The sequence below is a fragment of the Mesorhizobium sp. CA4 genome (assembly GCF_020165075.1).
Taxonomy (GTDB): domain Bacteria; phylum Pseudomonadota; class Alphaproteobacteria; order Rhizobiales; family Rhizobiaceae; genus Mesorhizobium.
In genome coordinates, this window is record NZ_JAIUHK010000024.1 from 62,245 (window position 1) to 84,851 (window position 22,607).

Consider the following 22,607-nt stretch of genomic DNA (forward strand, 5'->3'; position numbering starts at 1 on the left):
GTTTCATAACTGAGGGGATCAACGCAATATCTTTGTTCCCCGCGCCAGGGAAGCGCGGCAGGCAGTCCCGACAGCGTAATGTCAGTTGGCGGTGCGCAAGCCCGTCAGCTTCAACGTCCCGAGCGCCAGGAAGCAGAGCGCCACGACCGGGAAGACGATCCAGTTCAGCATGGTCCAGCCCCAGGCGTTGTAGATCGCGCCCGACATCAGCGAGGCAAAGGCGACGGAGCCGAACAGGGCAAAGTCGTGGAAACCCTGGACCTTGCTCTTCTCGGAAGGCCGGTAGCTGGCGGCGACCATTGCGGTTGCGCCGATGAAAGCGAAATTCCAGCCGAGCCCGAGCAGGATCAGCGCTGTCCAGAACTGCCACAGCGCCAGGCCGGAAAGCGCCACGGCGCCGCAGCCGATCAATAGGACAAGGCCAGTGGCGACGATGCGCTCGGCGCCGAAGCGATGGATCAGCGTACCGGTGAAGAAGCTCGGTCCGAACATAGCCATGACATGCCAGGAAATGCCAAGCGTGGCATTGTCCTCCGACAAGCCGCAGCCGACCATCGCGAGCGGCGCGCCGGTCATGACGAAGCTCATCACCGCGTAGCTGCCGACGGTGCAGAACAACGCGGCGACAAAGCGCGGCTGGGTGACGATCTCGATCAGCGGGCGGGCATCGCTTGTGGCGGCTTCGGTCACGGCGTTCGCATGTGCGGAAACCCGCAGGAACGACAGGATGAGCGCGCCAGCCGCCGCCAACGGCAGGATCGAGGCGAAGGATCCCGCGAACATCACCGGGGCCAGCCATTCGCGCGTGTAGATGACGATCTGCGGCCCGAGAATTGCGGTGATGATGCCGCCGGCCAGCACGAAGGAGATGGCGCGCGCCTTGAACTCCGGCGGCGCATTGTCGGCGGCCGCGAAGCGGAACTGCTGGACGAAAGCGCCGCCGACGCCAATGACGCAGAGGCCGAAGGCGAATAGCCAGAAGCTTGCCTGGAAGAGCGCAAGCGTCGCGACCAGGCCACCAAGCGCGGTGACGACAGTGCCTGTCATGAAGCCGCCGCGATGGCCGAGCCGGCGGATGATGGAAGCGGCCGGCAAGGCTCCCAGCGCCACGCCGATATTGAAACCGGTGACCGGCGCCGTCGCGAGCGACTTGTCTGGGCCGAGCAGATATTGCCCGGCGAGCGCGCCGAGGGAAATGGCGATCGGCGCGGCCGAACCGACGATCGCCTGCGCTGCGGCAAGCAGCACGGCCGTGCGACGCCCTTCCCTGCCGGTCTCGGCGACCCCGGCCGTTGCGATCGTCACGAAGCGTCCTTGCCGCGTCCCTCGCCGCGAACCCGGCGCGAGACGCGATCCAGCACTGCGTTCACCAGCTTCGGCTCGTCTTCCTCGTAAAATGCCTTGGCGATGTCGACATATTCGGAGACGATCACGGCCACCGGCACGTCCTCGCGCTTCATCAATTCATAGACGCCAGCGCGCAGGATGGCGCGCAGCGTCGAATCCAGCCGCGACAGCGGCCAGTCCTCGGTGAGCGCCTGGCGGATGACGGGATCGATGGTCTTCTGGTTTTCGACGACGCCGGTCAGGATGGCGCGGAACCATTGCGCGTCGGCCTCGCGATAGAGCGCGCCGTCGACTTCCTTGCCGAGGCGGAAGGCTTCGTATTCGGCCGTGATCTCGAAGACGCCGCTGCCGGCCACATCCATCTGATAGAGCGCCTGGACGGCGGCAAGACGGGCGGCACCGCGCTTGTTGGCGTGGCGCACCGCACCGGTCGAGGCGGGATCGGTCACGATTGGGCTCCGAATTTCTCTTTAAGCGCAATCATGGTCAGCGCCGCGCGCGCCGCGAAGCCGCCCTTGTCGCCTTCCGTCTTCCGCGCGCGCGCCCATGCCTGCGCGTCGTTCTCGGTCGTCAGGATGCCGTTGCCGATCGCGATCGCCTCCTGCACCGAAAGGTCCATCAGCGCACGGCTCGATTCATTAGCGACGATGTCGAAATGATAGGTGTCACCACGGACGACGGTGCCGAGCGCAACAAAACCGTCATAATGCGTGCCGCCTTCGGCCGCTCCATCGAGCGCGAAGGTGATGACGGCCGGTATTTCGAGCGAGCCGGGAACCGTGACGACGTCATAGGTGGCGCCGGCCTCCTCGAGCGCGCCGGTCGCGCCGTCGAGCAGCGCGTCGGCGAGATCGTCGTGAAAGCGCGCTTCGACAATGAGCAGATGCGCCTTCGCCTTCGGGCGAATGAACGCTTTGCCGTGTTGGGATGTGCCAGCCATAAAAGTCTCCGGGGGGTTGCCGGTGACTTAGGCCGAAGCCGTGTTGACCGCAAGCGGAAGATGCTGCGGCGCGACGTTCTGTGACTTATTCAGGCCAACGCGTTGCGAGATCCGCGCGATCCACCAGGCTTTTGACCCAAGCCTCGACTTCCCGGTGTTTTATCACTCTGCCGGCATCGACATCCGCCAACGCGTCGAGAGTCATCTGCCGGCGCTCGACGGTCTCTTCAGCTCCTTTGGGATTCATCAAAGCCCCTCTTTCGCTGCCTCCGCCAGGCGCGCTGCGTAACGCGCCATGGTGTCGATCTCGATGTTGACGCGGTCGCCGGCCTGGCGCTCGCCCCAGGTGGTGACGCTCAGCGAATGATGGATGAGAAGCACGTCGAAGCGGGTGCCTTCGACCTTGTTGACGGTAAGCGAGGTGCCATCGAGGGCCACCGACCCTTTCGGCGCGATGAACTTCGCCAGATGGCGCGGCGCTTCGAGCGTGAAGCGCACGGCATCGCCCTCCTCCTTGCGCTCGACGATCTCGGCGGTGCCGTCGATATGGCCGGAAACGATGTGGCCGCCGAGCTCATCGCCGATCTTCAGTGCCCGTTCCAGATTGATCCGGGTGCCGGATTTCCAACTCGACGCAGTGGTCAGCCTGAGCGCCTCCTCCCAGGCCTCGACCTCGAACCAGCGCGCGTTCGAGCCATGCTCGGGCAGCGCCGTGACGGTGAGGCAGACGCCGCCGCAGGAGATCGAAGCACCGATCGCAATGGTCTCGGGGTCGTAGGCGGTGTCGATGCGCAGGCCGATGCCTTCGGCGAGCGGCTTCACGCTCGCAACCGTACCGACATCAGTCACAATTCCCGTAAACATCAGAGAGCGCCTTTCGTTTCGACCGTGATCTTATCCAAAAACCGGTTCCCACTTTTTGGGCTCATGGTCTTACCCACTCGGCGTAACTGTCCTCGCCGAAGCGCATGTCACGCAGCTTGCGAAATCCAGCCGGGATGTGGTCGGCGCCTATGGGCGATGCAATGCCGTCCTCGCCAATGGGGTCCGGGCCTTGGAAGAGGACAATGCGATCGACAAGATCTTCCTCGAGGAAGGCCTTGGCCACCCTGGCGCCGCCTTCGACCAAAACGCTCGCCATGCCGAGTGCCGCCAGATCCTCCAGCAACTCCGGCAAGGCTATCTCGCTTTCATAGGTTTCCGTGCCGATGAAGTGCACGCCTGCGCGTTCGAGCGACGCCCGCCGGTGCGCATCGGCCTCTGGGCAAGCAGCGACATAGAGCGGCACGCGGTCGACGCCCGAGACCAGCTTCGACGTCTCCGGCAACCGGATCTGGCGATCGAGGACGATGCGCGCCGGCGAACGGTTCTCCAGTCCGGGCAGGCGCACGGTCAGCGCCGGATCGTCCTCCAGCGCGGTGCCGATGCCGATCAGGATGGCGTCGGCCTCGGCGCGCATCAGATAGACATCGCGCCGCGCGATCTCGCCGGTGATGGAAACCTGGCCGGCGCCTTTGCGGCCGATCTTTCCGTCGCTCGAAAGCGCAAGCTTCAGAGTCACTTCCGGGCGTTTTTTCAGAGAACGAGTCAGATAGCCGGCCATCTGCTCGGCGGCCTCGGCGGCCAGAACTTTCTCAACCACCTCGACACCGGCCGCGCGCAGGATGGCGTAGCCCTTGCCGGAGACGCGCGGATCCGGATCGCTGGCCGCACCGACGACGCGCGCGATGCCGGCATTGACAAGCGTGTTAGCGCAGGGCGGCGTGCGGCCGTGATGGGCGCAAGGCTCCAGAGTAACGTAAGCCGTCGCACCGCGCGCGAGCTCACCGGCTTCGGCCAGCGCCTCGGTCTCGGCATGCGGGCGGCCACCCACGGCCGTCACGCCGGTGCCGACGATCATCGGGCCGGCGCCGTCGTCGCGTACGATGATGGTGCCGACAGAAGGGTTGGTCGAAGTGCGGCCGGCATTGCGGCGCGACAGCCTGATGGCCGCGGCCATGAAACGGCTATCAAGGGCCGCCTGCGCGGCCTCGTCCAGTTGCGGTCCCGCCATGATCAGCCGGCGCCCTCTTCGCTTTTTTCCTCGTCGCCCTTCAGTTCGCCAAGCAGCTCGTGAAAATCCCTGGCCTCGCGGAAATTGCGATAAACCGAGGCGAAGCGGACATAGGCGACGTCATCCAGCGACTTCAGCGCCTCCATGACCAGCCGGCCGACCTCGCCTGAAGCGATTTCGGTTTCGCCCGAGCTTTCGAGCTGGCGCACAATGCCGGTGACGGCGCGGTCGATGCGCTCGGGGTCGACATTGCGCTTGCGCACGGCGATCTCGACGGAGCGCAGCAGCTTGTCACGGTCGAAAGGCACCTTGCGGCCGGACTTCTTGATGACGACGAGGTCGCGCAACTGCACGCGCTCGAAGGTGGTGAAGCGGCCGCCGCAATCAGGGCACACCCGCCGCCGGCGGATCGCCGCACCATCCTCGGCGGGACGCGAATCCTTCACCTGCGTATCTTCGGACTGGCAATAAGGACAGCGCATGGAGAGCCTTGGGTTCGCGATTCTCAGATGGCGGAAGGCTTAGTGCCTTTTGCCGTCTTGGCAAAGGAAAGACCTTTTCGCACCTCAGAGATAGCGAGGCGCGAGCAAGATTGCCAGCACCCTGCCCGGCCGGCCAACAAGCGTCAGGGCGCGACGTCCTTGGTCGAAAACCCGCAGGACGTGCCGAGATTGCGATAGGCCTTGGTGAAGCCTTCCATCGGGATGCTGGCGACGGCCTGCTTGCCGAAGACCACATCGAGCGAGGTGACTTTGCGCATGGCGCGCAGCAAGGCAAGGCTGGTCTTGGCCTGGTTGTCGACCATCCAGCTGGGGCGACCACCGGCGGCCGCGTTGGAGGTGACCGTCGCGGCGACCTTCACACCGGGGTCGCCGAAGGTCGCGGCGATCTTGTTGCCGGTCGGCAGGCTCTTGTTGTCGATAATGAACATGATGGTCGGATATGCATCCGGCGGCAGCGCGTCGCCGGTCGAGATCGAAAGCGTCAGAGAGCCCGCATTCCCGTTGCCGTCGAGGAACGCGGTCGAGGCGGCGCAGGTCTTGTGCGCGTCCTGCCCGGTATCGAGCGTATCGATGATGGTGGTCCACCTGCCGAAAGTATTGGTGGCGGGCAAATCAGCATCCGGCTTCGTTTCGTCCTGGGCCATCACGGCGGAGGTGGCGAAGGCGGCAAGCGAGCCAAGCAAAGCGGCGGCGAGACGGGAAGTACGCATCATCGGATCTCCAAAAAGCCGCGCCGCCCAGAGGAGCGGCGCAAGCGCAGGATAAAAGATGACGCGCGGCGCCCGGTCAACCGAGGGCGGGCAGCCGGCAGAAGGATCAACCGAGGTAAGGGTAAAGCGGGAAGCGATCGGTCAGCGCCGTGACCTTGGCCTTCACCGCGGCCTCGACCGCAGCATTGCCGTCGTCGGAATTCGCCACCTTGAGACCGTCCAGCACCTCGGCGATCAGCTTGCCGATCTCGCGGAATTCAGCCTGTCCGAAGCCGCGCGTGGTGCCGGCCGGAGTGCCGAGGCGCACGCCCGAGGTGACGAACGGCTTTTCCGGATCGAACGGGATGCCGTTCTTGTTGCAGGTGATGTTGGCGCGGCCGAGAGCCGCCTCAGCACGCTTGCCGGTGGCATTCTTCGGACGCAGGTCGACCAGCATCAAATGGTTGTCGGTGCCGCCCGAGACGATATCGAGGCCCGTCTCCTGCAGGCTGGAGGCCAGCGCCTTGGCGTTGGCGACGATGCTTTCGGCATACGCCTTGAAGCTCGGCTTCAGCGCCTCGCCGAGCGCCACTGCCTTGGCGGCGATGACATGCATCAGCGGACCTCCCTGCAGGCCCGGGAACACCGCCGAGTTCATCTTCTTGGCGATCTCCTCGTCGTTGCACAGGATCATGCCGCCGCGCGGGCCGCGCAGCGACTTGTGGGTCGTCGTGGTCACGACATGGGCGTGGGGCAGCGGCGACGGATGTATGCCGCCGGCGACGAGGCCGGCGATATGCGCCATATCGACCATGAGGTAGGCGCCGATCGAATCGGCGATCTCGCGGAAGCGCTTCCAGTCCCAGATACGCGAATAAGCGGTGCCGCCGGCCAGGATCAGCTTCGGCTTCGTCTCATGCGCGGTCTTCTCGATCGCGTCCATGTCGAGCAGGTGATCGTCCTTGCGCACGCCGTAGGAGATGACCTTGAACCACTTGCCGCTCATATTGACCGGGGAACCGTGGGTGAGGTGGCCGCCGGAATTCAGGTCGAGGCCCATGAAGGTATCGCCGGGCTGCAGCAGCGCCAGGAACACCGCCTGGTTCATCTGGCTGCCGGAATTCGGCTGGACATTGGCGAAGTTGCAGCCGAACAGCTTCTTCGCGCGCTCGATGGCCAGTTCCTCGGCCACGTCGACAAACTGGCAGCCGCCATAGTAGCGCTTACCCGGATAGCCCTCGGCATATTTGTTGGTCATGATCGAGCCCTGCGCTTCGAGCACGGCGCGTGACACGATATTTTCGGAAGCGATCAGCTCGATCTCATGGCGCTGGCGACCGAGTTCGTTGCGGATGGCGCCGAAGATTTCCGGATCGGCGTCGGCAAGCGTGGTCTCGAAGAAAGATTCGAATTTGGCGGAGGCTGCCGCTGCATTTGACATGGCTTGCTTTCCCTTGGGGCCGGAGGTCTGCGAGGTGGCCGCGCCATTAACACAGTTGTTTTCGTGCCGCCACGTTTGCGGCGCGAAATTTGCTGGCCGGTTTGCGCCAAGACAACCACACCCGGCGGTTCGCGGCCCGTGAGGATCGCTTCGGAGAAGGTGATCTCGGTGAACAGCTTGCGCGCCGTGTGGTCGTTGCTTTCGCCACGACGAAGCATGGCCTGCTGTTCGGCGCGCTCGGCCTCGATGCCCGCCAGCCTGAAGCCGAGTTCGATCCCTGATTCAAACCCGCGGCTGGCCTGAACAAAAAAGACCGCTACGAGAGCGGCCTTTTTCTTCTTGGATCGGATGCTTAAAGGGCGGAGCTGATCTGCAGCTCGCTGGCGCCGTCGAGGCCGTAGATGTCGTCGCGGAACTGCACGACGCCCGGGGCGGTCGACCACGCCGACAGATAGAGGAAGTGAACCGGCACCGGGTTGACCACATTGATCGGCGTGTTCTCGCCGGTCTTGATCGCCGCCTCGAAATGCTGGCGGTCCCAGCCGGGCGTGTCGCGCAGAATCCAGGTGACGAGGTCGCGCACGTTCTGGACGCGCACGCAGCCGGAGGAATCGAAGCGCATCAGCTTGCCGAACAGGCTTTGCTGCGGCGTGTCGTGCATATAGACGCCGTCCGGGCTCGGGAAGTTGATCTTTACCGAGGCCATCGCGTTGTTGCTGCCGGGATCCTGGCGGAAACGGTATTTCGCGGCATCGTCCGTCGACCAGTCGATGGTCATTGGATCCACCTCGCTGCCGTCCGGCGCGAACAGGCGGATGTGGCTGTCCTTGAGGTAGTTCGGGTCCTTCCGCATCAGCGGAATGATGTCCTTGCGCACGATCGAGACCGGCGCATTCCAGTATGGATTGACGATGATCTCGTTGATCTTCGAGTTCACGATCGGCGTCTGGCGGTCGATCTTGCCGACGATCGCCGTGTGGCGCAGCACGACGCGATCGTTCTCAACCGCTTCGACCTGCGCGCCCGGAATGTCGACCAGCACGTAGCGGTCGCCCAGCGTACCGGCCTTTTCCTTCAGACGCTGCAGGTTGGTCTGCAACTGGCCGAGCCGGACCTGCGCCGACACGTTCATGGCGGCGTAGGTGTATTTGCCCATGGCGCCGTCGGCCGGCAGGCCGTGACGGAGCTGGAAACGCTTGACCGCCGAGTCGACATAGGAATCGAAGGCCGTCGAAATGCCGGCGCTCTGCGGCAGGTCGCCCGAGACCATCAGGCGCTTGCGCAACGGCACGACATCCGGATCGTCGTCGCCGAGCTGCAATTTCTTGGTCGCCGGAACCTGCTCCCAGCCGCCCTGGGAGACGATGTTCTGGTACTGCGCCACCGCCTGCCCGGTGAAGGCGACCGTCTGCAGGCTGAAGATCGGCAACGTCGAGGCGACCTTATTGGTGTCGGTGCCGCGGGCGTCGAACTGGTCGTCCCAGTTGCCGCGCGTCGAGGATTTCAGGATGTCCCCGATCACGTCCTGGGCGCTCGCTTGGCCGGCGACCACTGCGGCGGCAAGCGCGGAGGCTCCGGTAAGGAAGAAACGGCGGCTGGTTCTCATCGCAGACATTCTTTGTTTGATCGCTCTCGCTCTATCGCTTGCCGGGCGGCTTGTCCGCACTCTAGGGGTGGCAAACTTAACAATTCGCCAACCATGACCCGCATCGGTCGGCCGCCGGAAACGCGCCGCCGCAACGCAGGTTCCAAGGAGCGCAGGGTACAGGCCCTCATCACCCGCAATTCGCATTGCCCGTGATTATGGCGGCAACGTGGCCTTGGCCCGCGATTTGCATACGGCGGTGAAGTGAAGGAAAAGCAGCGATGCTTTTTTGCATCGCAGCGACACCGCCGCGTCTTGTGAACTCCGCGCCCTCCCCGTCAGGCGCGAAACTTCAATGCGCGCGGAGCGACGGTCAAACTCCCGCAGATGCCCGCCGTCGAAAAAGAAAAGGACCGGCGCGCCTCGGCGCCGGCCCATATTCTTTCCCCGGGCCGTGCTTCTTCGGCGCGGCTTCCCGTCCCAATTCCGAAGTGCTTACATCCGGTAAGCGATCGTGTCGTTCCAGAAGCGATCGAGGCGCTGCAGCGCGCGGTTCATCTGCTTGAACTCGTCGGTGTTGATGCCGCCGACCGCCTCGATCGAGCCGACATGGCGCTCGTAGAGGCCGGCGACGACGTCGGCCACCTCGTTGCCCTTCGGCGTCAGCGAGACGCGGACCGAACGGCGGTCGATGCGCGAGCGCTGGTGATTGATGAAGCCGAGGTCGACCAGCTTCTTCAGATTGTAGGAGACGTTCGAGCCGAGATAGTAGCCACGCGAGCGCAGCTCGCCAGCGGTCAGCTCGGAGTTGCCGATGTTGAAGAGCAGCAGCGCCTGTATGGCGTTGATGTCGGAACGGCCGTTGCGGTCGAACTCGTCCTTGATCACGTCAAGCAGGCGGCGGTGCAGACGCTCCACCAGCTGCAGCGATTCCATGTAAAGCGAGCGGATAGCCTCGCGGCGATCGTCGGATACGTTTGCGGTCTTCGCCGCCGGACGCGAATTGATCATTGTCTTTGCCTCTCGTTTGTCGCCTTGGTGATTTTTTGTTTTTCACCTTGATCGCGACACTATCGAATACTCATAAAATTCGACTTAAACGCCAGGGCTAACAAGAGCTTACCGGTAAGAGGTTTCAGAAGACGCTTAACGATCGGTCACCCGAGCAAGAACAATTAACCTAAAGATTTAGCCAACGGATTTGCAGTGAAAACGGGCTGCGAAACCGGCCCTGAAGGCCAGCCCCGGCCGGCTTTATGGGTGGGAGCATGATGTCATCCGAAAACCGCTTCACACTTTTTCGGCATTATGCTCACTGGCGGAGCCGGCGCTTCTGCAGCCAGATGGTGACGCGAAAGACGATGTAGAGCAAGGCCACGCAGGCGTGGGAGATCACGATCAGCAGGCGGTGGCCGAAGAGATTGGGGAAGCCGGCATACATCACCGTCTCGGTCGCCGCGCAAATGAACCAAATCACCGGCCCCCAGGACGCCAGCATCCAGAGGCCGGCGGCTGCGAAAGGAAAAAACACCGCGAGCATGGCCGCCGCCACCTGCCAGTGCACCGGCATCAGGTCGAAGCGCCACAGCTCACCCGGATAGATGCCGATCAGGCGGATCCAGTAGAGAATGCCGAACAAAAGGCAGTAGCCGGCGATGACGCGCTGGAACCATGCGAAGATGACCTCCGTGGTCGAGGGTTGCAGCACCACGCGCCTGGAGGTGACTTCGCTCACAGGGCGAGCTCCTCATCTCCGAGCGGCGCGAAATAAGCGTCGATATCGGCCTCTCGAACCTCATCCAGCCGGGCCGGCCGCCACGCGGGTGTGGACCCCTTATCGATGATGGCGGCGCGGATGCCTTCGTAGAAATCATGGCCGGCCAGCATGCGGTTGAGGATGCGGAACTCCATCTTCATGCATTCGTCCATCGACAGCGTCGATCCTGCGCTGATCTGGCGCCAGGCGACGTGGAGGCTGGTCGGCGAGCGGGTCTTCAGCGTCGCCAGCGTCTTTGCGGCAAAAGCATCGTCGGCCCCTGCCCGTTCCAGGCTGTCGATGATGCTGGCGAGCGAGCTCTGCGAAAAATGGCGCGCGATCGCCTCCAGGTCCTGGCGGTCGGTCTCGCGTTTGGCCGGCACGAAGAAATCGCGCAGCTCCGCATTGGCGTCGCCGCTCGTCGCCAATTCGTCGAGCAGGCCCGCCTGATCCTCGGCCTTGATGGTGTGGGTGGCGAGCCCCGACCACAGCGCGTCGCCATAGCGGATGCGGTTTCCCGTCAGTCCGAGATACATGCCGAAAGAGCCGCCCAGATCCGGCAGCAAATGGCTGGCGCCGACATCAGGGAAGAAGCCGATGCCGACCTCCGGCATGGCGAACTGCGCGTTCTCGGTCAGCACCCGATGCGAGCCATGGAAAGAGATGCCCACGCCGCCGCCCATGACGATGCCGTCGATCAGTGCGACATAGGGTTTCTTGAAGCGCGCGATGCGGGCGTTGAGCCGATATTCGTCGGCGAAGAAGTCGACGGGCGGCTTGCCGGCCCGGCCGGCCTCATAGATGTGCAGGATATCGCCCCCGGCGGAAAACGCCCTACCCTCGGCCTTGACGAGGACGACCCCGATGCCCGGATCCTGTTCCCAGGCGTCCAGCGCCTTGCCAAGCGCCTTGACCATGTTGTGGGTGACGGCGTTGAGCGCCTTCGGCCGGGTCAATGTGACCACGCCCGCTCTACCCAGCCGCTCGAAGCGGATCTCGTCGCCTCCGCCAAAATCCATCACCAGGAAATCTCTCTCTCCGTCCGCCGGGGGAGAGAAGTGCTAAAGGCGGCATGCGGACGCGTCAATGGCGGCGGTTCTTGCGCTGGCGGGCGGCCACGCCAGATGTTAGGTACCCGGCAAAGCACTGTGCCCGCGCCCGACCGGTTTCGAGCAAATCGACATGCCTGGAATTTCCCGCTTCGTGGTTGGATTGTTCGGTCTCCTGTATCTGGGACTGCCCCTCCGCGCCGCGACAATCGCCGAGCTCTACCAGGCGCAAACGATCGTCACCGGCACCGGAGACGTAAACCGGCAGATCGGCTTCAAGGATTGCCTAGACAAGGTCCTGGTCAAGGTCTCGGGCGACCAGCGGCTGACGCAGAAGGCGGAGATGCTGGCGCTGCGCGACAAGGCGGCCGACTTCGTCCAGTCTTTCCGCTATCACGACCGGCTCGAAGGCATCCCGATCCACGACGAGCAAGGCACGCATGACAGGCCGCATGATCTGACCTGCATCTACAAGCCGGCCGTCGTCGACAAGCTCCTGGCGCAGCTCGGCAGCAGGCCCTGGCTCGGCGAACGGCCGCCGATCGCCGTCTTCATGACCGCCGAGCAGGGCTCGCGGCATTTCGTGCTGACGCAAGACGAGCAGCGCGGCGACGCGATGCGCGAATCCTTCGCCAATGCTGCCGGTCCGCTGCTGATGCGCGTCACCTTTCCAAAGGCCGGGCAGCTTGGCGGCCTGGATGAAAGGGCGCTCTCCGAGGCCGATATGGCAAGACTCGACAAGCTTGCGAAAAAAGCGGGAGCGGCCCGGGCGCTCGCCGGCAGCATCGTGTGGAGCGACAAGGAACTCGGCTGGATCGCCGATTGGCGGCTGGCCGACCGCGGCAAGACCTATCGCTGGCAGGCGCGCGGCGTCAGCTTCGACGAGGCGTTCCGTGTGGCGATCAGGGGCGCTGCGCAGATCCTGTCGGGGCACGGGCAACCCTGACAGCATTTCCTCGCCCCCATGAAATGGGGAGAGGCGGCTCGGCGAAGGCGAGACGGAGAGGGGGAGCGCCCTGCGAAGGCCCCCTCTCCGTCCGCTTCGCGGCCACCTCTCCCCCCGCCTTTGGCGGGGGCGAGGAACTCGCGCTTCGACGCTGGCACAATCGTGTCGCATTGGTCAGCGGCGGAGACGCGTGGTAAAAGCCGGCGCAAAAGAGAGTTTCGGCGATGAACAAATTCACCCCCGCAAAGCCTGCCGGCGCGCGCAGCGTCGACGAGATCACCGGCAGCCGGCGGCTGCGGCGCATGCGCAAAGCCGACTGGTCGCGCCGGCTGGTGCAGGAGAACCAGCTTTCGGTGAACGACCTGATCTGGCCGATCTTCGTCATCGACGGCAAGAACACGCGCGAGCCGATCGCCGCGATGCCGGGTGTCTATCGCCTGTCCGTCGACCTCGCGGTGAAGGAAGCCGAGCGCGCAGCCAAGCTGGGCATCCCGGCCATCGCCACCTTCCCCAATGTCGAGCTTGCGCTGCGCGACCAGATGGGATCGCACATCCTCGACCCGGACAATGTCATCAACCGCGCCACACGTGCCATCAAGGATGCGGTGCCCGAGATCGGCATCATTACCGATGCCGCGCTCGATCCCTTCACCAGCCACGGCCATGACGGCATCCTGCGCGACGGCATCGTCGTCAATGACGAGACGGTGAAGCAGGTCGCCGCCGCGGCCGTCATCCAGGCCGCCGCCGGCGCCGACATCATCGCGCCGTCGGACATGATGGACGGCCGCATCGGCGCCATTCGCGACGCGCTCGACGCCAACGGTTTCCAGGACGTCGCGATCATGTCCTATGCGACAAAGTTCGCCTCGGCCTTCTACGGCCCCTATCGCGAGGCGGTCGGCACCGCCGGCCTGCTCAAGGGCGACAAGAAGACCTATTACATCGACCACGCCAATTCGGACGAAGCGGTGCGCGAGGCCGAGCAGGACCTCGCCGAAGGCGCCGACATGCTGATGGTGAAGCCCGGCCTGCCCTATCTCGACATCATCCGCCGGCTGAAGGACGAGCTGCAGATGCCGACCTTCGCCTATCAGGTGTCGGGCGAATATTCGATGATCAAGGCAGCAGCCGCCAATGGCTGGATCGACGGCGAAAAGGCGATGCTGGAATCGCTGCTTGCGCTGAAGCGAGCCGGCTGCGACGGCGTGCTGACCTATTTTGCGCCGGTGGTGGCGCAGATGCTGAAGGGCTAGATTCGCTTCGCGATTTTGGAATTCTAGCGGGATTCGTTAGGATGCACCCATGAGCAGGAATGAAGTCATCGAACGGTTGCGGAAGAACGCAGATGCCATCAGGGGCATGGGCGCGGTATCGCTTTATCTGTTCGGGTCGGCCGCGCGCGGCGATGCGCATTCGGACAGCGATCTTGATCTTTTCATAGACTATGATCCGTCGCGGCGTTTTTCCTTGATCGATCTCGTCGGCATCAAACAATTTCTGGAAGAGAAGATGTCGACCGAAATCGACATCACCACAAGGGACAGCCTTCATCCAATGCTGAAGGCGGATATCGAACGATCGGCGGTGCGCGTATTTTGATGGCACCACGTCGGATCAAGCCGATCCTCGCAGAGATCATTGCGGCTCTGGATGGCATTGCTAACGCCACAGCCGGCAAGACATTGGAAGATTTCCGTGGTGACTGGCTGCTGCGCCACGGCGTCGAGCGAGGAATCGAGATCATTTCCGAGGCGACGCGGCACCTCCCAGACGACCTGACGGCTCTTGCTCCAGAAATCCCATGGAAGCAGGTCCGCGGCATAGGCAACATTTTGCGTCATGAATATCATAAGACTTCCGATGCCATCGTCTGGACTGTCGTGACAGACAACTTGCCGGCACTACGCGTTGCCGTTGAACGCATTCTTGACGCTGCCGACCAATAGATTCGCAAGTATGGCTAGAAAATTCCGCTTGCATTCTGCAATCAGCCAGGCTACGCCATAACCGCTTGCAAATTGCAATCAGATGAGGAGGCAGCCATGTCCAAGCTGCGTGTCAATGCTTTCACCCTGTCGCTCGATGGTTACGGCGCCGGTCCTGATCAGACCCTTGAACACCCGCTCGGCGTCGGTGGCGAAAATCTGCACAAATGGATGATCAAGACCCGCTCCTTCCACCAGATGATCGGCAAGGATGGCGGGACCACGGATACAGATAACGAGTTTGCCGTGCGCAGCTTTGAGAATGTCGGCGCCTGGATCCTGGGCCGCAACATGTTCGCGCCGAGCCGCGGCGAATGGCCGGACGACAATTGGAAAGGCTGGTGGGGCGCCAACCCGCCCTACCACGTGCCGACCTTTATTCTGACGCACTACAAGCGCGCGCCGATCGAGATGGAAGGCGGCACGATTTTCCATTTCGTCACTGACGGCATCCATTCGGCGCTCGAACAGGCGAAGGCAGCGGCCGGCGGCAAGGATGTGCGCGTCGGCGGCGGCGTTTCGACCGTCCGGCAATACCTGCAGGAGAGCTTGATCGATGAGATGCATCTGGCGATCTCGCCTGTCCTGCTCGGCTCGGGCGAGCACCTCTTCAACGGCCTCGACATGCTGAAGCTGGGGTACCGGTGCACGGAACAGGTGGCGACCTCAGATGCGACGCATGTGATGGTTGGACGGGCGTAGACATGGCTTTTTCTCCCCGTCACTATACGGGGAGAAATGCCCGGCAGGGCAATGAGGGGCAGCGCTGCCGTTTGAGATTGGTGATAAGCTATCGATGGCGAATTAGGGCCAACCACCCGCGCCGCGCCGCCCCTCATCCGCCCTTCGGGCACCTTCTCCCCGTGGAACGGGGAGAAGGAAAAATGGCGCTCAATACTTCTCCGGCACGTAGAGTTCGCGCGGCAGGACCTGGCGCTCGTATTCCGGGTTGAAGACGCGCTCCGGCAGCGTGATGTCCTCATGCGGTACCTCCTCATAGGGCATCTGCTGCAACAGATGGTCGATGCAGTTCAGCCGCGCCCGCTTCTTGTCGTTGCCCTCGACGATGAACCAGGGAGCTTCCGGAATATTGGTGCGGGCGAAGGTCTCTTCCTTGGCCTTGGTGTACTGCTCCCAGCGCACGCGCGACTGCAGGTCCATGGGCGAGAGCTTCCACTGCTTCATCGGATCGTGGATGCGCATCAGGAAGCGCATCTGCTGCTCCTCATCGGTGATCGAGAACCAGTATTTCACCAGCGTGATGCCGGAGCGAACCAGCATGCGCTCGAATTCAGGCACGTCGCGGAAGAACTCCTCGACCTGATCGGCATCCGCAAAGCCCATCACGCGCTCGACGCCGGAGCGGTTGTACCAGGAGCGGTCGAACAGCACGATCTCGCCGCCTGCCGGCAGATGCGGCACGTAGCGCTGGAAATACCATTGCGACTTCTCACGCTCGGTCGGCGCTGGCAATGCCACGACGCGGGCTATACGCGGGTTGAGCCGCTGCGTGATGCGCTTGATGACGCCGCCCTTGCCGGCGGAGTCACGGCCCTCGAAGATCACCACCAGCTTCTTCTTGTGGTAGGCGACCCAGGACTGCAGCTTGATCAGTTCCGACTGCAGCCTGAGCAGCTCGCGGAAATAGGTCATGCGCTCCATGGAAGGCGGATGCGACTTCTTGTAGATCTTAGCGATTTCGAGCGAGAGCGCCGGTTCGGAAATCTCCAGCTCATAGTCTTCGTCGAGCGTGTCCTCGAGTTCGGCTTCGAGCCAGTCCTTCGCCCCGGAATTCGGTTTCAATTCATTCATCGCGCAACTCCGTCCTGCCTGTCAGCCATCATCGCTTCGGAATGCCGCGCCGGCGCCGAACGGACATTCCTTAAGCCGACTGAGATACAGAGGCGCAATGACGGTTTTATTGCAATCGACCGGCAGCGAAGTCGATATAGCAGATATGTGATCGACCCGTATCGATAGCGGGGCGACAAGCGGCGGGAATTGTCCTACAAATCCCCTTGCCTCTTTCCGGCGCTCGCCACGGCGCTTCTTCAAACAAATTGCGAGGACCGACATGGAATACCGCACGCTCGGCCAATCCGGCTTGAAAGTCTCGACATTGACGCTTGGCACCATGACCTTCGGCGGCGCCGGTCCGTTCGCCGCCGTCGGCAATTCCGACCTCGCGGAGGCCAGGCGCATCATCGACACCTGCATCGATGCCGGCATCAACCTCATCGACACCGCAAACGTCTATTCCAATGGATTGTCGGAAGAGATCATCGGCGAGGCGCTTGGCGGCAAGCGCAAGAACGATGTGCTGATCGCGTCCAAGGCGCGCATGCGCATAGGCAGCGGCCCGAATGACGAGGGCCTGTCGCGTCACCATCTCATCCGCGAATGCGAAAAAAGCCTGAAACGGCTCAGGACCGATGTCATCGACGTCTATTTCGTCCATCAATGGGACGGGCTCACCCCGGTCGAGGAGACGATCGCGGCGCTCGACACCTTGGTCAACCAGGGCAAGATCCGTTACATCGGCTGCTCCAACTGGTCGGGCTGGCAGGTGATGAAGGCGCTTGCTGTCAGCGACAACCGCCATCAGACCCGGTTCGTCACCCAGCAGATCCACTACACGTTGGAAGCGCGTGAAGCCGAATACGAATTGCTGCCGATCTCGGTCGACCAAGGCGTCGGCGTGCTGGTCTGGAGCCCGCTGGCGGGCGGACTGCTCTCCGGCAAATACCATCGCGACAGCCCGACCGCGCGCCAGATCGGCGGCTGGACGGAACCGCCGATCCGCGACGAGGATCGTCTATGGCGCATCGTCGACGTGCTCTCCGACATCGGCAAGGCACGCGGCGTCTCAGGGGCGCAGGTGGCGCTTGCCTGGCTGCTCGGCCGTCCGGCTGTAAGCGCGCTGGTGATCGGCGCCCGGAACGAGGCACAGCTCAAGGACAATCTCGCCGCGGCCAGCCTGTCGCTCAGCGAAGAGGAGCGACAGCGCCTCGATGAGGTCAGCCGGCCGCCGGTGCTTTATCCCTATTGGCATCAGCAGTTCACGGCCAGGGACCGTTTCGGGCCCGCCGACAAGGTGCTCGACCGCTCTCATGCTTAAAACGCTCAGCCGGCGATAAAGCGCCAGACTTCCGCGTCGGGCTTAATCTGCCCGCTCAGCACGAAATATTTATAGAGGACGAGCAGCGAGATCGCCTGCTCGTCCTGCTCATTGCCGAATTTGCGGCAATAGTCGTTGGCGGCGGCGGTTATCCGCCCGGCCTCGGCGGGGTGTTTTTCGAAATAGGCTACCTTGTCGACCAGGTCAGAGAAATCCGGCTGCAGCGGCACATAGTGAACGTTGGGCTCGACCTGGGCTTCCGCAAACCAGGTTTCGTAGGTCGGTTCCGGCATCAGGCAGAGCGAATTGGAGCTCATGATCCATTTCAGGTTCGTCGCGACATCATTGCCCTCCAGCGAGACGATGTAGCGATAGCACCGCTGCTGCTCGATGTTCAGGTACGGCTTGCGGTATCCGTCGGGCGCGTCAGCCCTGTGGGAACCCGCATTGCAAATCGGCAGGTTGGCGGCCTTTTCCACGAAGCGGGTGCGAAGCGGATTGTTGAGATGACCGCGCCAGACCACCATTGGGCTCTTGTCGGCAAAAGACAGCTCGTCGGGCGGCATGTAAAAGTGACGAAACTTATTCAGCTTCATCAGCACGCCGTTGGCATTGTCGTCGCCGATGGGCCGGTCCTTGACGATCCTCGGGAGCTCGGGAACGCCGACGACGTCGCCGAACTCGAAATCGATCAGCAGGCTGGGATCGAAATAGCGGGCGAATTCCTTGAGGTCGTAATAATACATGCTGGAAGAGGTCGGCAGCTTGCCGATGGCTATGGCGTCCGGACTGGGCACGAACGGCTCTTCCAGCTTGTTGTAATAGTTCAGTCGCTCGCGAACCGTGTTGCCTGAAAGCCTAGCTTGCTCGAGCCGGCTGGCCAGACGGCCGCGAAACAGCGATTGCGGTGCGCGGTCACGCGCGAAATTGCGCGCGTAGTAGAACAGCTTTGCGGCGGTTCGAGAGAGTGTGGCCATGTGTCCGGGAGTTCAGCAAGATGGTCAATGTAGTCGGCCTTCATCCCCCTCGTCTCCTACAGCATTCTCCCGGCCATGTTGCAAGCCTGCTAATGCGATTGGCCACAGGACAACTTACGCCGCGACGACGGCGAATCCTCTGGCGCGCAATCCACGCCGGTCGTCATGCAACGAGGTGACCAGCCGGTCGCGACTGCCGGCGATGTGAGCGGCAAGCAGCCGCGCCGCTTCCTCGGCATCGCCGCGCCGGACCGCGGCGAGGATAGCGTGGTGCTCGGCCCAGGCGCGGTCGAGCGCCTTCTCATCGCGCACCTCCAGCCAGCGCGCGCGTGACAGTCTCGTCATCGCATCGCGAACGGCCCTGAGCAGAAACTCGTTGCCGGAAAGCCTCGCCAATTCGATGTGGAAATCCAGGCCGACGCGATGCCATTCCTCGCGCGGCGTCTCAGCATCGCAGGAATCGAGCATCGCCGCGATCACGTCGATCCCGCTGCGGTCCTCGAGCGCCGCCGTCAGGCGAACCGCCGCGACTTCGACCGCCTCGCGGTAGACGGCGATCTGCCCGAGTTCGGCGAGGTTGATTGGCGCTACCGTCCAGCCGCGGCCGTCGCGGGCGATCAGGCCTTCCGTCTCCAGGCGCAGCAGCGCCGCCCGCACCGGCGTGCGCGAAGCGCCAAACCGACTCTCGATCCAGCGCTCGGTCAGCCGCTCGCCCGGGCCGATCTCCAAACTGAGGATCATCTCGCGAAGCTGCCTTTCGACATTTTGCATCTGCGACATTTGTCGTCCCGTTTTCCAAGCCGTGTTGACAGCGGCAAGTGTCAGGTCCATGACGGATACCAGCTTGGTATCCCAAATTGGTATCCGTAACAACCCCAGCATTGGCACGCGTGACATGACGCCCAGCGAATCCGAACAGAGCGGCTTCAACATCCATTGGCGGCGCAATCTCGCCGTCTGCTTCGCCGGCTCGTTCAGCACGCTCGTCGCCATGACGCTGCTGCTGCCGTTCCTGCCGCTTTACGTCGAGCAGCTCGGCGCCGAGGGCCACGCGGCGATCGTGCAGTGGTCTGGCATCGCCTATGGCGCGACCTTCTTCGCGGCCGCGCTGGTCGCGCCCTTGTGGGGGCGGCTTGGCGATCGCTACGGCCGCAAGCTGATGCTGGTGCGCGCTTCGTTCGGCATGGCGATGTGCATGTCGCTGACCGGCATGGTTGAGAGCGTCTGGCAGCTGGTGCTGCTTCGGCTGCTAATCGGTTTTGCCGGCGGCTATTCCTCGGGCTCGACGATCCTGGTGGCGATGCAGACGCCGAAGGAGCGCTCTGGCTGGGCGCTGGGCGTGCTGGCGGCGGGCATCACGGCGGGATCGCTGGTCGGACCGCTGCTCGGCGGCCTGTTGCCGCCGCTGATCGGCATTCGCGCGACCTTCCTGCTTTCCGGCGGCGTCATCTTCCTGGCGTTCCTGGCGACGACTTTCCTGATCAAGGAGAATCCGCCGGCGCCCAAGCCCGCCTCGACGACGAAGCCGAAAAGCGGCTGGTCGCAGATCCCCGACAAGCGGCCTATCGTCGCCATGCTGGCCACCGGCATGCTGCTCGCCTTCGCCACCATGTCGATCGAGCCGATCATCACCGTCTATGTGCAGCAGCTCGTCGAGGACCAGAGCAAGGTGACCATGGTCGCAGGCGTCGTCATGTCCGCGGCGGCGCTCGGCACCATCCTGTCGTCATCCTGGCTGGGGAAACTCGCCGACCGCGTCGGCCACTGGAACGTCGTGGTCGGTGCGCTGGCGGTCTCGGCATTGCTGCTCATTCCGCAGGCCTTCGTCACCAATGGCTGGCAGTTGATCGGCCTGCGCTTCCTGATGGGCCTGGCGCTGGGCGGGCTGTTGCCCTGCATCACCAGCGTCATCCGCCACAACATCCCCGACGGGATCGGTGGCAATGTGCTTGGCCTGGCGATTTCGGCGCAATATGTCGGCCAGGTCGCGGGGCCGCTATCCGGCGGCTTCGTCGGCGGGCATTTCGGCATGCGCGCGGTGTTTCTGGGCACAGCGGTGCTGATGGCGCTCGGCGCGGTCTACAACTGGATTGTCCAGTCGCGCCGGGCGCGGCATATGCTGCTCGAAGCCGGCGAATCCTAGCCGGCGCCTCCACCTAACCGCAGCATGGAGCATCCAGATGAGCCTTACCGGGCAAGCATCAGACGGCGGGAGCCGCATCCTCGTGCTGGCAGCGGGCCTCGTCGGCGCGGCCGGCGTGGCGCTGTCGGCGACGGCGGCGCATCGCGGCGGCGCCTTCACCGGCACGGCGGCCAATTTCCTGCTGATGCATGCGCCGGCACTCCTTGCCATCGGCCTTGTCGGCGGCAACCGCTGCCTCAGGATCGCCAGCCTCGTCCTGTTCGCGGGCCTGCTTCTGTTCTGCGGCGATCTGCTGGCCCGCGACTTTCTCGGCTCGCGGCTGTTCCCGATGTCGGCGCCGATCGGCGGCACACTTTTGATCGTCGGCTGGGTAGCGATCGCCGTCTCGGCGCTGCGGCGTCCTCGACCGTAGGTATTTCCGGCGACCGTTTTTAACCGGCGCGCCGCTTGCGCTTGCTCGCAGGCAGGTGGTTGGCGCGGCGCCGCTCGGGCTGCTCGGTTCCGCGCGTGATGCCCCAATAGTTGCGGTAGATGTCCTGAAACAGATGACCAATCGGATGCATGACTGCTTCTCCTCAAGTTGAATCGATCCAATGCATGGATGCAAAAATGGCTGCGGTTCAGCCGCGCTTGCGCTCCACGAGGAAGCGTGGCTCGCGACGCCAGGGACCCACTCTACCGCGCCGCTTCTCGCTGACGGCAGCCGAGGCGATGCTCCAGTCGTTGTGGTAAAGTCCTCGAACAAATAACTCACCGGATGCACGAAAGCCTCCCGTTGGAACCGCTCCATCAAAAGCGGATGACTTGGATCGATTCAAATCATAGGCCTCAATCGCGCGACGTCAAGCGGAATTTGAATCGATCCAACAAAAATGTTAGATGACCGGCAACAATTCAGCGGTCATGTTCTTTCCGTGACCGGATTCGGAGGAACGAGATGGCATCACTCCTCGAAGGCCAGGCAAGACCCATCAGGCTGGCCGACATCGCCAAGGCCGCCGGCGTGTCGCATGGTACGGCCTCGAACGTTTTCAGCCGCCCCGAGATCGTGCGCGCCGAAGTGCGCGAGCGGGTCAAGGCGGTCGCGGAGCAGATGGGCTATGCCGGCCCGGACCCGAAAGGCCGGCTGCTGCGCGCGGGCAAGGTCAACGCCATCGGCGTCGCCACCACCGAGCCCCTCTCCTACTTCTTCGACGATCCCTTCGCCCGCGTGATGATGGCCGGCATTTCCGAAGCCTGTGACGCCACCGGCGCGGGCATCGCGCTGGTGTCTGCCGCCAATCAGGAAAAGCTCGCCTGGAACGTCCAGAGCGCGCTTGTCGACGGTTTCATTCTGTTCTGCATCGAAGGCGGCTCGCGTCTTGTCGACCTGACACGCGAGCGCAGGTTGCCCTTTGTCGCGCTGGAACTCGGTTTCCAGGACGAAACCGTGTCGGCAATCGGCGTCGACAATGTCGCCGGCGCGCGGCTCGCGGCGCGCCACCTCGCCGAGCTCGGTCATCGCCGCTTTGCCGTGCTGTCGCTTGGCTTTGCCGACAATCGCACCGGCTTCGTGACGCCGGAGGTGGTTCGCAGCGCCGTTTATACCGGCACGCGCGATCGCCTTGCCGGCTATTTCGAGGAGCTTTCCGGTTTCGGTATCGATACGGCGAAAATCCCGGTCTATGAGACGGAGAACGAGGAAAAAAGCACCAGGGCCGGTCTCGAGGCGATCTTCGCCAGCGGCCAACCGCCTACCGCCATCCTGGCGATGTCGGACCGCATGGCCCTGATCGCCATCGACTGGCTGAGAGCAAGGGGCTTGGCCGTGCCCGGCGATGTTTCCATTGTCGGTTTCGACGGCGTGCCGGACGGCGCGCTGTCCACGCCGCCACTGACGACGATCGCCCAGCCGATCACCGAGATCGGCCGGCGCGCCGCGCGCATGATCCTCGATCATGACGGCGCCGTGCGGCGCGAGACGATGGGGGTCGAATTCGTCGTCAGAGGCTCGACCGGTCCCGCTCCGAAAGCCTGAGCACGCTCAGGCGATCTGCACGGAAGTCCACCGGGGGCGCTTTACCTGGGCCGCG

General features: G+C 63.4%; 27 protein-coding genes. 10 read left to right on the plus strand and 17 right to left on the minus strand.

The genetic code is table 11. The features are described from left to right. Window positions 1–81: 81 nt before the first annotated feature. The 9 genes from LB528_RS19770 to glyA all read right to left on the minus strand — a co-directional run bounded on the left by LB528_RS19770 (window position 82) and on the right by glyA (window position 6,973). Window positions 82–1,305, minus strand: coding sequence for an MFS transporter (locus tag LB528_RS19770; RefSeq protein WP_224716008.1), 1,224 nt, complete (start codon window positions 1,303–1,305; stop codon window positions 82–84). Then, window positions 1,302–1,796, minus strand: coding sequence for a transcription antitermination factor NusB (nusB, locus tag LB528_RS19775; protein ID WP_095767684.1), 495 nt, complete (start codon window positions 1,794–1,796; stop codon window positions 1,302–1,304). Before nusB ends, LB528_RS19770 begins: the two co-directional genes overlap by 4 nt. Next, the gene (locus tag LB528_RS19780) at window positions 1,793–2,287 is read right to left on the minus strand and encodes a 6,7-dimethyl-8-ribityllumazine synthase (RefSeq protein ID WP_224509178.1); all 495 of its coding nucleotides are present in this window, start codon (window positions 2,285–2,287) and stop codon (window positions 1,793–1,795) included. Before LB528_RS19780 ends, nusB begins: the two co-directional genes overlap by 4 nt. An 85-nt stretch (window positions 2,288–2,372) precedes the next feature. Beyond that, window positions 2,373–2,534, minus strand: coding sequence for a hypothetical protein (locus LB528_RS19785; protein ID WP_224716009.1), 162 nt, complete (start codon window positions 2,532–2,534; stop codon window positions 2,373–2,375). Then, window positions 2,534–3,151 carry a riboflavin synthase gene (locus tag LB528_RS19790; protein ID WP_224509172.1) on the minus strand — a complete coding sequence of 206 codons (618 nt, stop codon included), beginning with the start codon at window positions 3,149–3,151 and terminating at the stop codon, window positions 2,534–2,536. Before LB528_RS19790 ends, LB528_RS19785 begins: the two co-directional genes overlap by 1 nt. A 61-nt stretch (window positions 3,152–3,212) precedes the next feature. Further along, window positions 3,213–4,340, minus strand: coding sequence for a bifunctional diaminohydroxyphosphoribosylaminopyrimidine deaminase/5-amino-6-(5-phosphoribosylamino)uracil reductase RibD (ribD, locus tag LB528_RS19795; RefSeq protein WP_224716010.1), 1,128 nt, complete (start codon window positions 4,338–4,340; stop codon window positions 3,213–3,215). A gap of 2 nt (window positions 4,341–4,342) precedes the next feature. After that, on the minus strand, window positions 4,343–4,822 hold the full coding sequence (nrdR, locus tag LB528_RS19800) for a transcriptional regulator NrdR (protein ID WP_224509166.1): 480 nt from the start codon (window positions 4,820–4,822) through the stop codon (window positions 4,343–4,345). A gap of 143 nt (window positions 4,823–4,965) precedes the next feature. Beyond that, window positions 4,966–5,553, minus strand: a complete 588-nt coding sequence (locus tag LB528_RS19805; RefSeq protein ID WP_411962217.1) for a hypothetical protein — start codon at window positions 5,551–5,553, stop codon at window positions 4,966–4,968. Between the two features lie 106 nt (window positions 5,554–5,659). Beyond that, window positions 5,660–6,973 carry a serine hydroxymethyltransferase gene (glyA, locus tag LB528_RS19810; protein ID WP_224509160.1) on the minus strand — a complete coding sequence of 438 codons (1,314 nt, stop codon included), beginning with the start codon at window positions 6,971–6,973 and terminating at the stop codon, window positions 5,660–5,662. An 89-nt stretch (window positions 6,974–7,062) separates the two neighbouring features. Here glyA and LB528_RS19815 point away from each other — a divergent pair, with 89 nt between their 5' ends. After that, window positions 7,063–7,254 carry a hypothetical protein gene (locus tag LB528_RS19815; RefSeq protein WP_224509157.1) on the plus strand — a complete coding sequence of 64 codons (192 nt, stop codon included), beginning with the start codon at window positions 7,063–7,065 and terminating at the stop codon, window positions 7,252–7,254. A 71-nt stretch (window positions 7,255–7,325) separates the two neighbouring features. Here the strand turns inward: LB528_RS19815 and LB528_RS19820 are convergent, their stop codons facing one another. The 4 genes from LB528_RS19820 to LB528_RS19835 all read right to left on the minus strand — a co-directional run bounded on the left by LB528_RS19820 (window position 7,326) and on the right by LB528_RS19835 (window position 11,333). Then, window positions 7,326–8,579 (minus strand): murein L,D-transpeptidase, encoded by a 1,254-nt coding sequence (locus LB528_RS19820; protein WP_224716012.1) that lies wholly within the window; start codon window positions 8,577–8,579, stop codon window positions 7,326–7,328. Window positions 8,580–9,053: 474 nt separating this feature from the next. Next, entirely contained in the window at window positions 9,054–9,569 is a 516-nt protein-coding gene (ldtR, locus tag LB528_RS19825) for a transcriptional regulator LdtR (RefSeq protein WP_040983294.1), read from the minus strand. A gap of 301 nt (window positions 9,570–9,870) precedes the next feature. After that, entirely contained in the window at window positions 9,871–10,293 is a 423-nt protein-coding gene (locus LB528_RS19830; RefSeq protein ID WP_224509151.1) for a DUF6163 family protein, read from the minus strand. Beyond that, complete coding sequence (locus LB528_RS19835) at window positions 10,290–11,333, minus strand: enoyl-CoA hydratase/isomerase family protein (RefSeq protein WP_224716013.1); 1,044 nt, start codon at window positions 11,331–11,333, stop codon at window positions 10,290–10,292. Before LB528_RS19835 ends, LB528_RS19830 begins: the two co-directional genes overlap by 4 nt. 163 nt (window positions 11,334–11,496) lie before the next feature. Here LB528_RS19835 and LB528_RS19840 point away from each other — a divergent pair, with 163 nt between their 5' ends. From LB528_RS19840 to LB528_RS19860, 5 genes are all read left to right on the plus strand, one after another. Continuing rightward, complete coding sequence (locus LB528_RS19840; protein WP_224716014.1) at window positions 11,497–12,309, plus strand: DUF2066 domain-containing protein; 813 nt, start codon at window positions 11,497–11,499, stop codon at window positions 12,307–12,309. A gap of 224 nt (window positions 12,310–12,533) precedes the next feature. Continuing rightward, window positions 12,534–13,565, plus strand: coding sequence for a porphobilinogen synthase (hemB, locus tag LB528_RS19845; protein WP_224716015.1), 1,032 nt, complete (start codon window positions 12,534–12,536; stop codon window positions 13,563–13,565). A gap of 49 nt (window positions 13,566–13,614) precedes the next feature. Further along, window positions 13,615–13,911 (plus strand): nucleotidyltransferase family protein, encoded by a 297-nt coding sequence (locus LB528_RS19850; protein WP_224716016.1) that lies wholly within the window; start codon window positions 13,615–13,617, stop codon window positions 13,909–13,911. Continuing rightward, a complete protein-coding gene (locus LB528_RS19855; RefSeq protein WP_224716017.1) occupies window positions 13,911–14,258 on the plus strand; it encodes a DUF86 domain-containing protein in 348 nt (115 codons plus the stop codon). Before LB528_RS19850 ends, LB528_RS19855 begins: the two co-directional genes overlap by 1 nt. A 96-nt stretch (window positions 14,259–14,354) precedes the next feature. After that, entirely contained in the window at window positions 14,355–14,999 is a 645-nt protein-coding gene (locus LB528_RS19860; RefSeq protein WP_224716018.1) for a dihydrofolate reductase family protein, read from the plus strand. A 189-nt stretch (window positions 15,000–15,188) separates the two neighbouring features. On the opposite strand, the gene ppk2 is transcribed toward LB528_RS19860, so the two are convergent. Continuing rightward, window positions 15,189–16,109: a polyphosphate kinase 2 gene (gene ppk2, locus LB528_RS19865; RefSeq protein ID WP_224716019.1), complete on the minus strand. Its 921-nt coding sequence runs from the start codon at window positions 16,107–16,109 to the stop codon at window positions 15,189–15,191. 262 nt (window positions 16,110–16,371) lie between these two features. Here ppk2 and LB528_RS19870 point away from each other — a divergent pair, with 262 nt between their 5' ends. Continuing rightward, on the plus strand, window positions 16,372–17,415 hold the full coding sequence (locus tag LB528_RS19870) for an aldo/keto reductase (RefSeq protein WP_224716020.1): 1,044 nt from the start codon (window positions 16,372–16,374) through the stop codon (window positions 17,413–17,415). 5 nt (window positions 17,416–17,420) lie between these two features. On the opposite strand, the gene LB528_RS19875 is transcribed toward LB528_RS19870, so the two are convergent. Both LB528_RS19875 and LB528_RS19880 read right to left on the minus strand, forming a co-directional pair. Continuing rightward, window positions 17,421–18,392 carry a glycosyl transferase family 90 gene (locus tag LB528_RS19875; RefSeq protein ID WP_224716021.1) on the minus strand — a complete coding sequence of 324 codons (972 nt, stop codon included), beginning with the start codon at window positions 18,390–18,392 and terminating at the stop codon, window positions 17,421–17,423. Window positions 18,393–18,506: 114 nt separating this feature from the next. After that, window positions 18,507–19,172: a GntR family transcriptional regulator gene (locus tag LB528_RS19880; protein WP_224509123.1), complete on the minus strand. Its 666-nt coding sequence runs from the start codon at window positions 19,170–19,172 to the stop codon at window positions 18,507–18,509. 115 nt (window positions 19,173–19,287) lie between these two features. Here LB528_RS19880 and LB528_RS19885 point away from each other — a divergent pair, with 115 nt between their 5' ends. Both LB528_RS19885 and LB528_RS19890 read left to right on the plus strand, forming a co-directional pair. Then, entirely contained in the window at window positions 19,288–20,535 is a 1,248-nt protein-coding gene (locus LB528_RS19885; protein WP_224716022.1) for an MFS transporter, read from the plus strand. A 37-nt stretch (window positions 20,536–20,572) separates the two neighbouring features. After that, the gene (locus LB528_RS19890; RefSeq protein ID WP_224716023.1) at window positions 20,573–20,947 is read left to right on the plus strand and encodes a DUF423 domain-containing protein; all 375 of its coding nucleotides are present in this window, start codon (window positions 20,573–20,575) and stop codon (window positions 20,945–20,947) included. A gap of 19 nt (window positions 20,948–20,966) precedes the next feature. On the opposite strand, the gene LB528_RS30265 is transcribed toward LB528_RS19890, so the two are convergent. Then, window positions 20,967–21,098 (minus strand): hypothetical protein, encoded by a 132-nt coding sequence (locus LB528_RS30265; RefSeq protein WP_263487383.1) that lies wholly within the window; start codon window positions 21,096–21,098, stop codon window positions 20,967–20,969. Between the two features lie 374 nt (window positions 21,099–21,472). Between LB528_RS30265 and LB528_RS19895 the strand changes: the two genes are divergently transcribed. Next, on the plus strand, window positions 21,473–22,552 hold the full coding sequence (locus tag LB528_RS19895) for a LacI family DNA-binding transcriptional regulator (RefSeq protein ID WP_224509111.1): 1,080 nt from the start codon (window positions 21,473–21,475) through the stop codon (window positions 22,550–22,552). Window positions 22,553–22,607 lie beyond the last annotated feature (55 nt).

Coding starts and splice junctions, on each gene's coding strand:
- ldtR (WP_040983294.1), bottom strand. CDS start 9,569: ATGATCAATTCGCGTCCGGCGGCGAAGACCGCAAACGTATCCGACGAT.
- LB528_RS30265 (WP_263487383.1), bottom strand. CDS start 21,098: ATGCATCCGATTGGTCATCTGTTTCAGGACATCTACCGCAACTATTGG.
- LB528_RS19895 (WP_224509111.1), top strand. CDS start 21,473: ATGGCATCACTCCTCGAAGGCCAGGCAAGACCCATCAGGCTGGCCGAC.
- LB528_RS19840 (WP_224716014.1), top strand. CDS start 11,497: ATGCCTGGAATTTCCCGCTTCGTGGTTGGATTGTTCGGTCTCCTGTAT.
- LB528_RS19855 (WP_224716017.1), top strand. CDS start 13,911: ATGGCACCACGTCGGATCAAGCCGATCCTCGCAGAGATCATTGCGGCT.
- LB528_RS19870 (WP_224716020.1), top strand. CDS start 16,372: ATGGAATACCGCACGCTCGGCCAATCCGGCTTGAAAGTCTCGACATTG.
- LB528_RS19875 (WP_224716021.1), bottom strand. CDS start 18,392: ATGGCCACACTCTCTCGAACCGCCGCAAAGCTGTTCTACTACGCGCGC.
- LB528_RS19790 (WP_224509172.1), bottom strand. CDS start 3,151: ATGTTTACGGGAATTGTGACTGATGTCGGTACGGTTGCGAGCGTGAAG.
- LB528_RS19890 (WP_224716023.1), top strand. CDS start 20,573: ATGAGCCTTACCGGGCAAGCATCAGACGGCGGGAGCCGCATCCTCGTG.
- hemB (WP_224716015.1), top strand. CDS start 12,534: ATGAACAAATTCACCCCCGCAAAGCCTGCCGGCGCGCGCAGCGTCGAC.
- nrdR (WP_224509166.1), bottom strand. CDS start 4,822: ATGCGCTGTCCTTATTGCCAGTCCGAAGATACGCAGGTGAAGGATTCG.
- LB528_RS19880 (WP_224509123.1), bottom strand. CDS start 19,172: ATGTCGCAGATGCAAAATGTCGAAAGGCAGCTTCGCGAGATGATCCTC.
- glyA (WP_224509160.1), bottom strand. CDS start 6,973: ATGTCAAATGCAGCGGCAGCCTCCGCCAAATTCGAATCTTTCTTCGAG.
- LB528_RS19885 (WP_224716022.1), top strand. CDS start 19,288: ATGACGCCCAGCGAATCCGAACAGAGCGGCTTCAACATCCATTGGCGG.
- LB528_RS19850 (WP_224716016.1), top strand. CDS start 13,615: ATGAGCAGGAATGAAGTCATCGAACGGTTGCGGAAGAACGCAGATGCC.
- LB528_RS19835 (WP_224716013.1), bottom strand. CDS start 11,333: ATGGATTTTGGCGGAGGCGACGAGATCCGCTTCGAGCGGCTGGGTAGA.
- LB528_RS19805 (WP_411962217.1), bottom strand. CDS start 5,553: ATGCGTACTTCCCGTCTCGCCGCCGCTTTGCTTGGCTCGCTTGCCGCC.
- LB528_RS19780 (WP_224509178.1), bottom strand. CDS start 2,287: ATGGCTGGCACATCCCAACACGGCAAAGCGTTCATTCGCCCGAAGGCG.
- LB528_RS19820 (WP_224716012.1), bottom strand. CDS start 8,579: ATGAGAACCAGCCGCCGTTTCTTCCTTACCGGAGCCTCCGCGCTTGCC.
- LB528_RS19860 (WP_224716018.1), top strand. CDS start 14,355: ATGTCCAAGCTGCGTGTCAATGCTTTCACCCTGTCGCTCGATGGTTAC.
- ppk2 (WP_224716019.1), bottom strand. CDS start 16,109: ATGAATGAATTGAAACCGAATTCCGGGGCGAAGGACTGGCTCGAAGCC.
- ribD (WP_224716010.1), bottom strand. CDS start 4,340: ATGGCGGGACCGCAACTGGACGAGGCCGCGCAGGCGGCCCTTGATAGC.
- LB528_RS19785 (WP_224716009.1), bottom strand. CDS start 2,534: ATGAATCCCAAAGGAGCTGAAGAGACCGTCGAGCGCCGGCAGATGACT.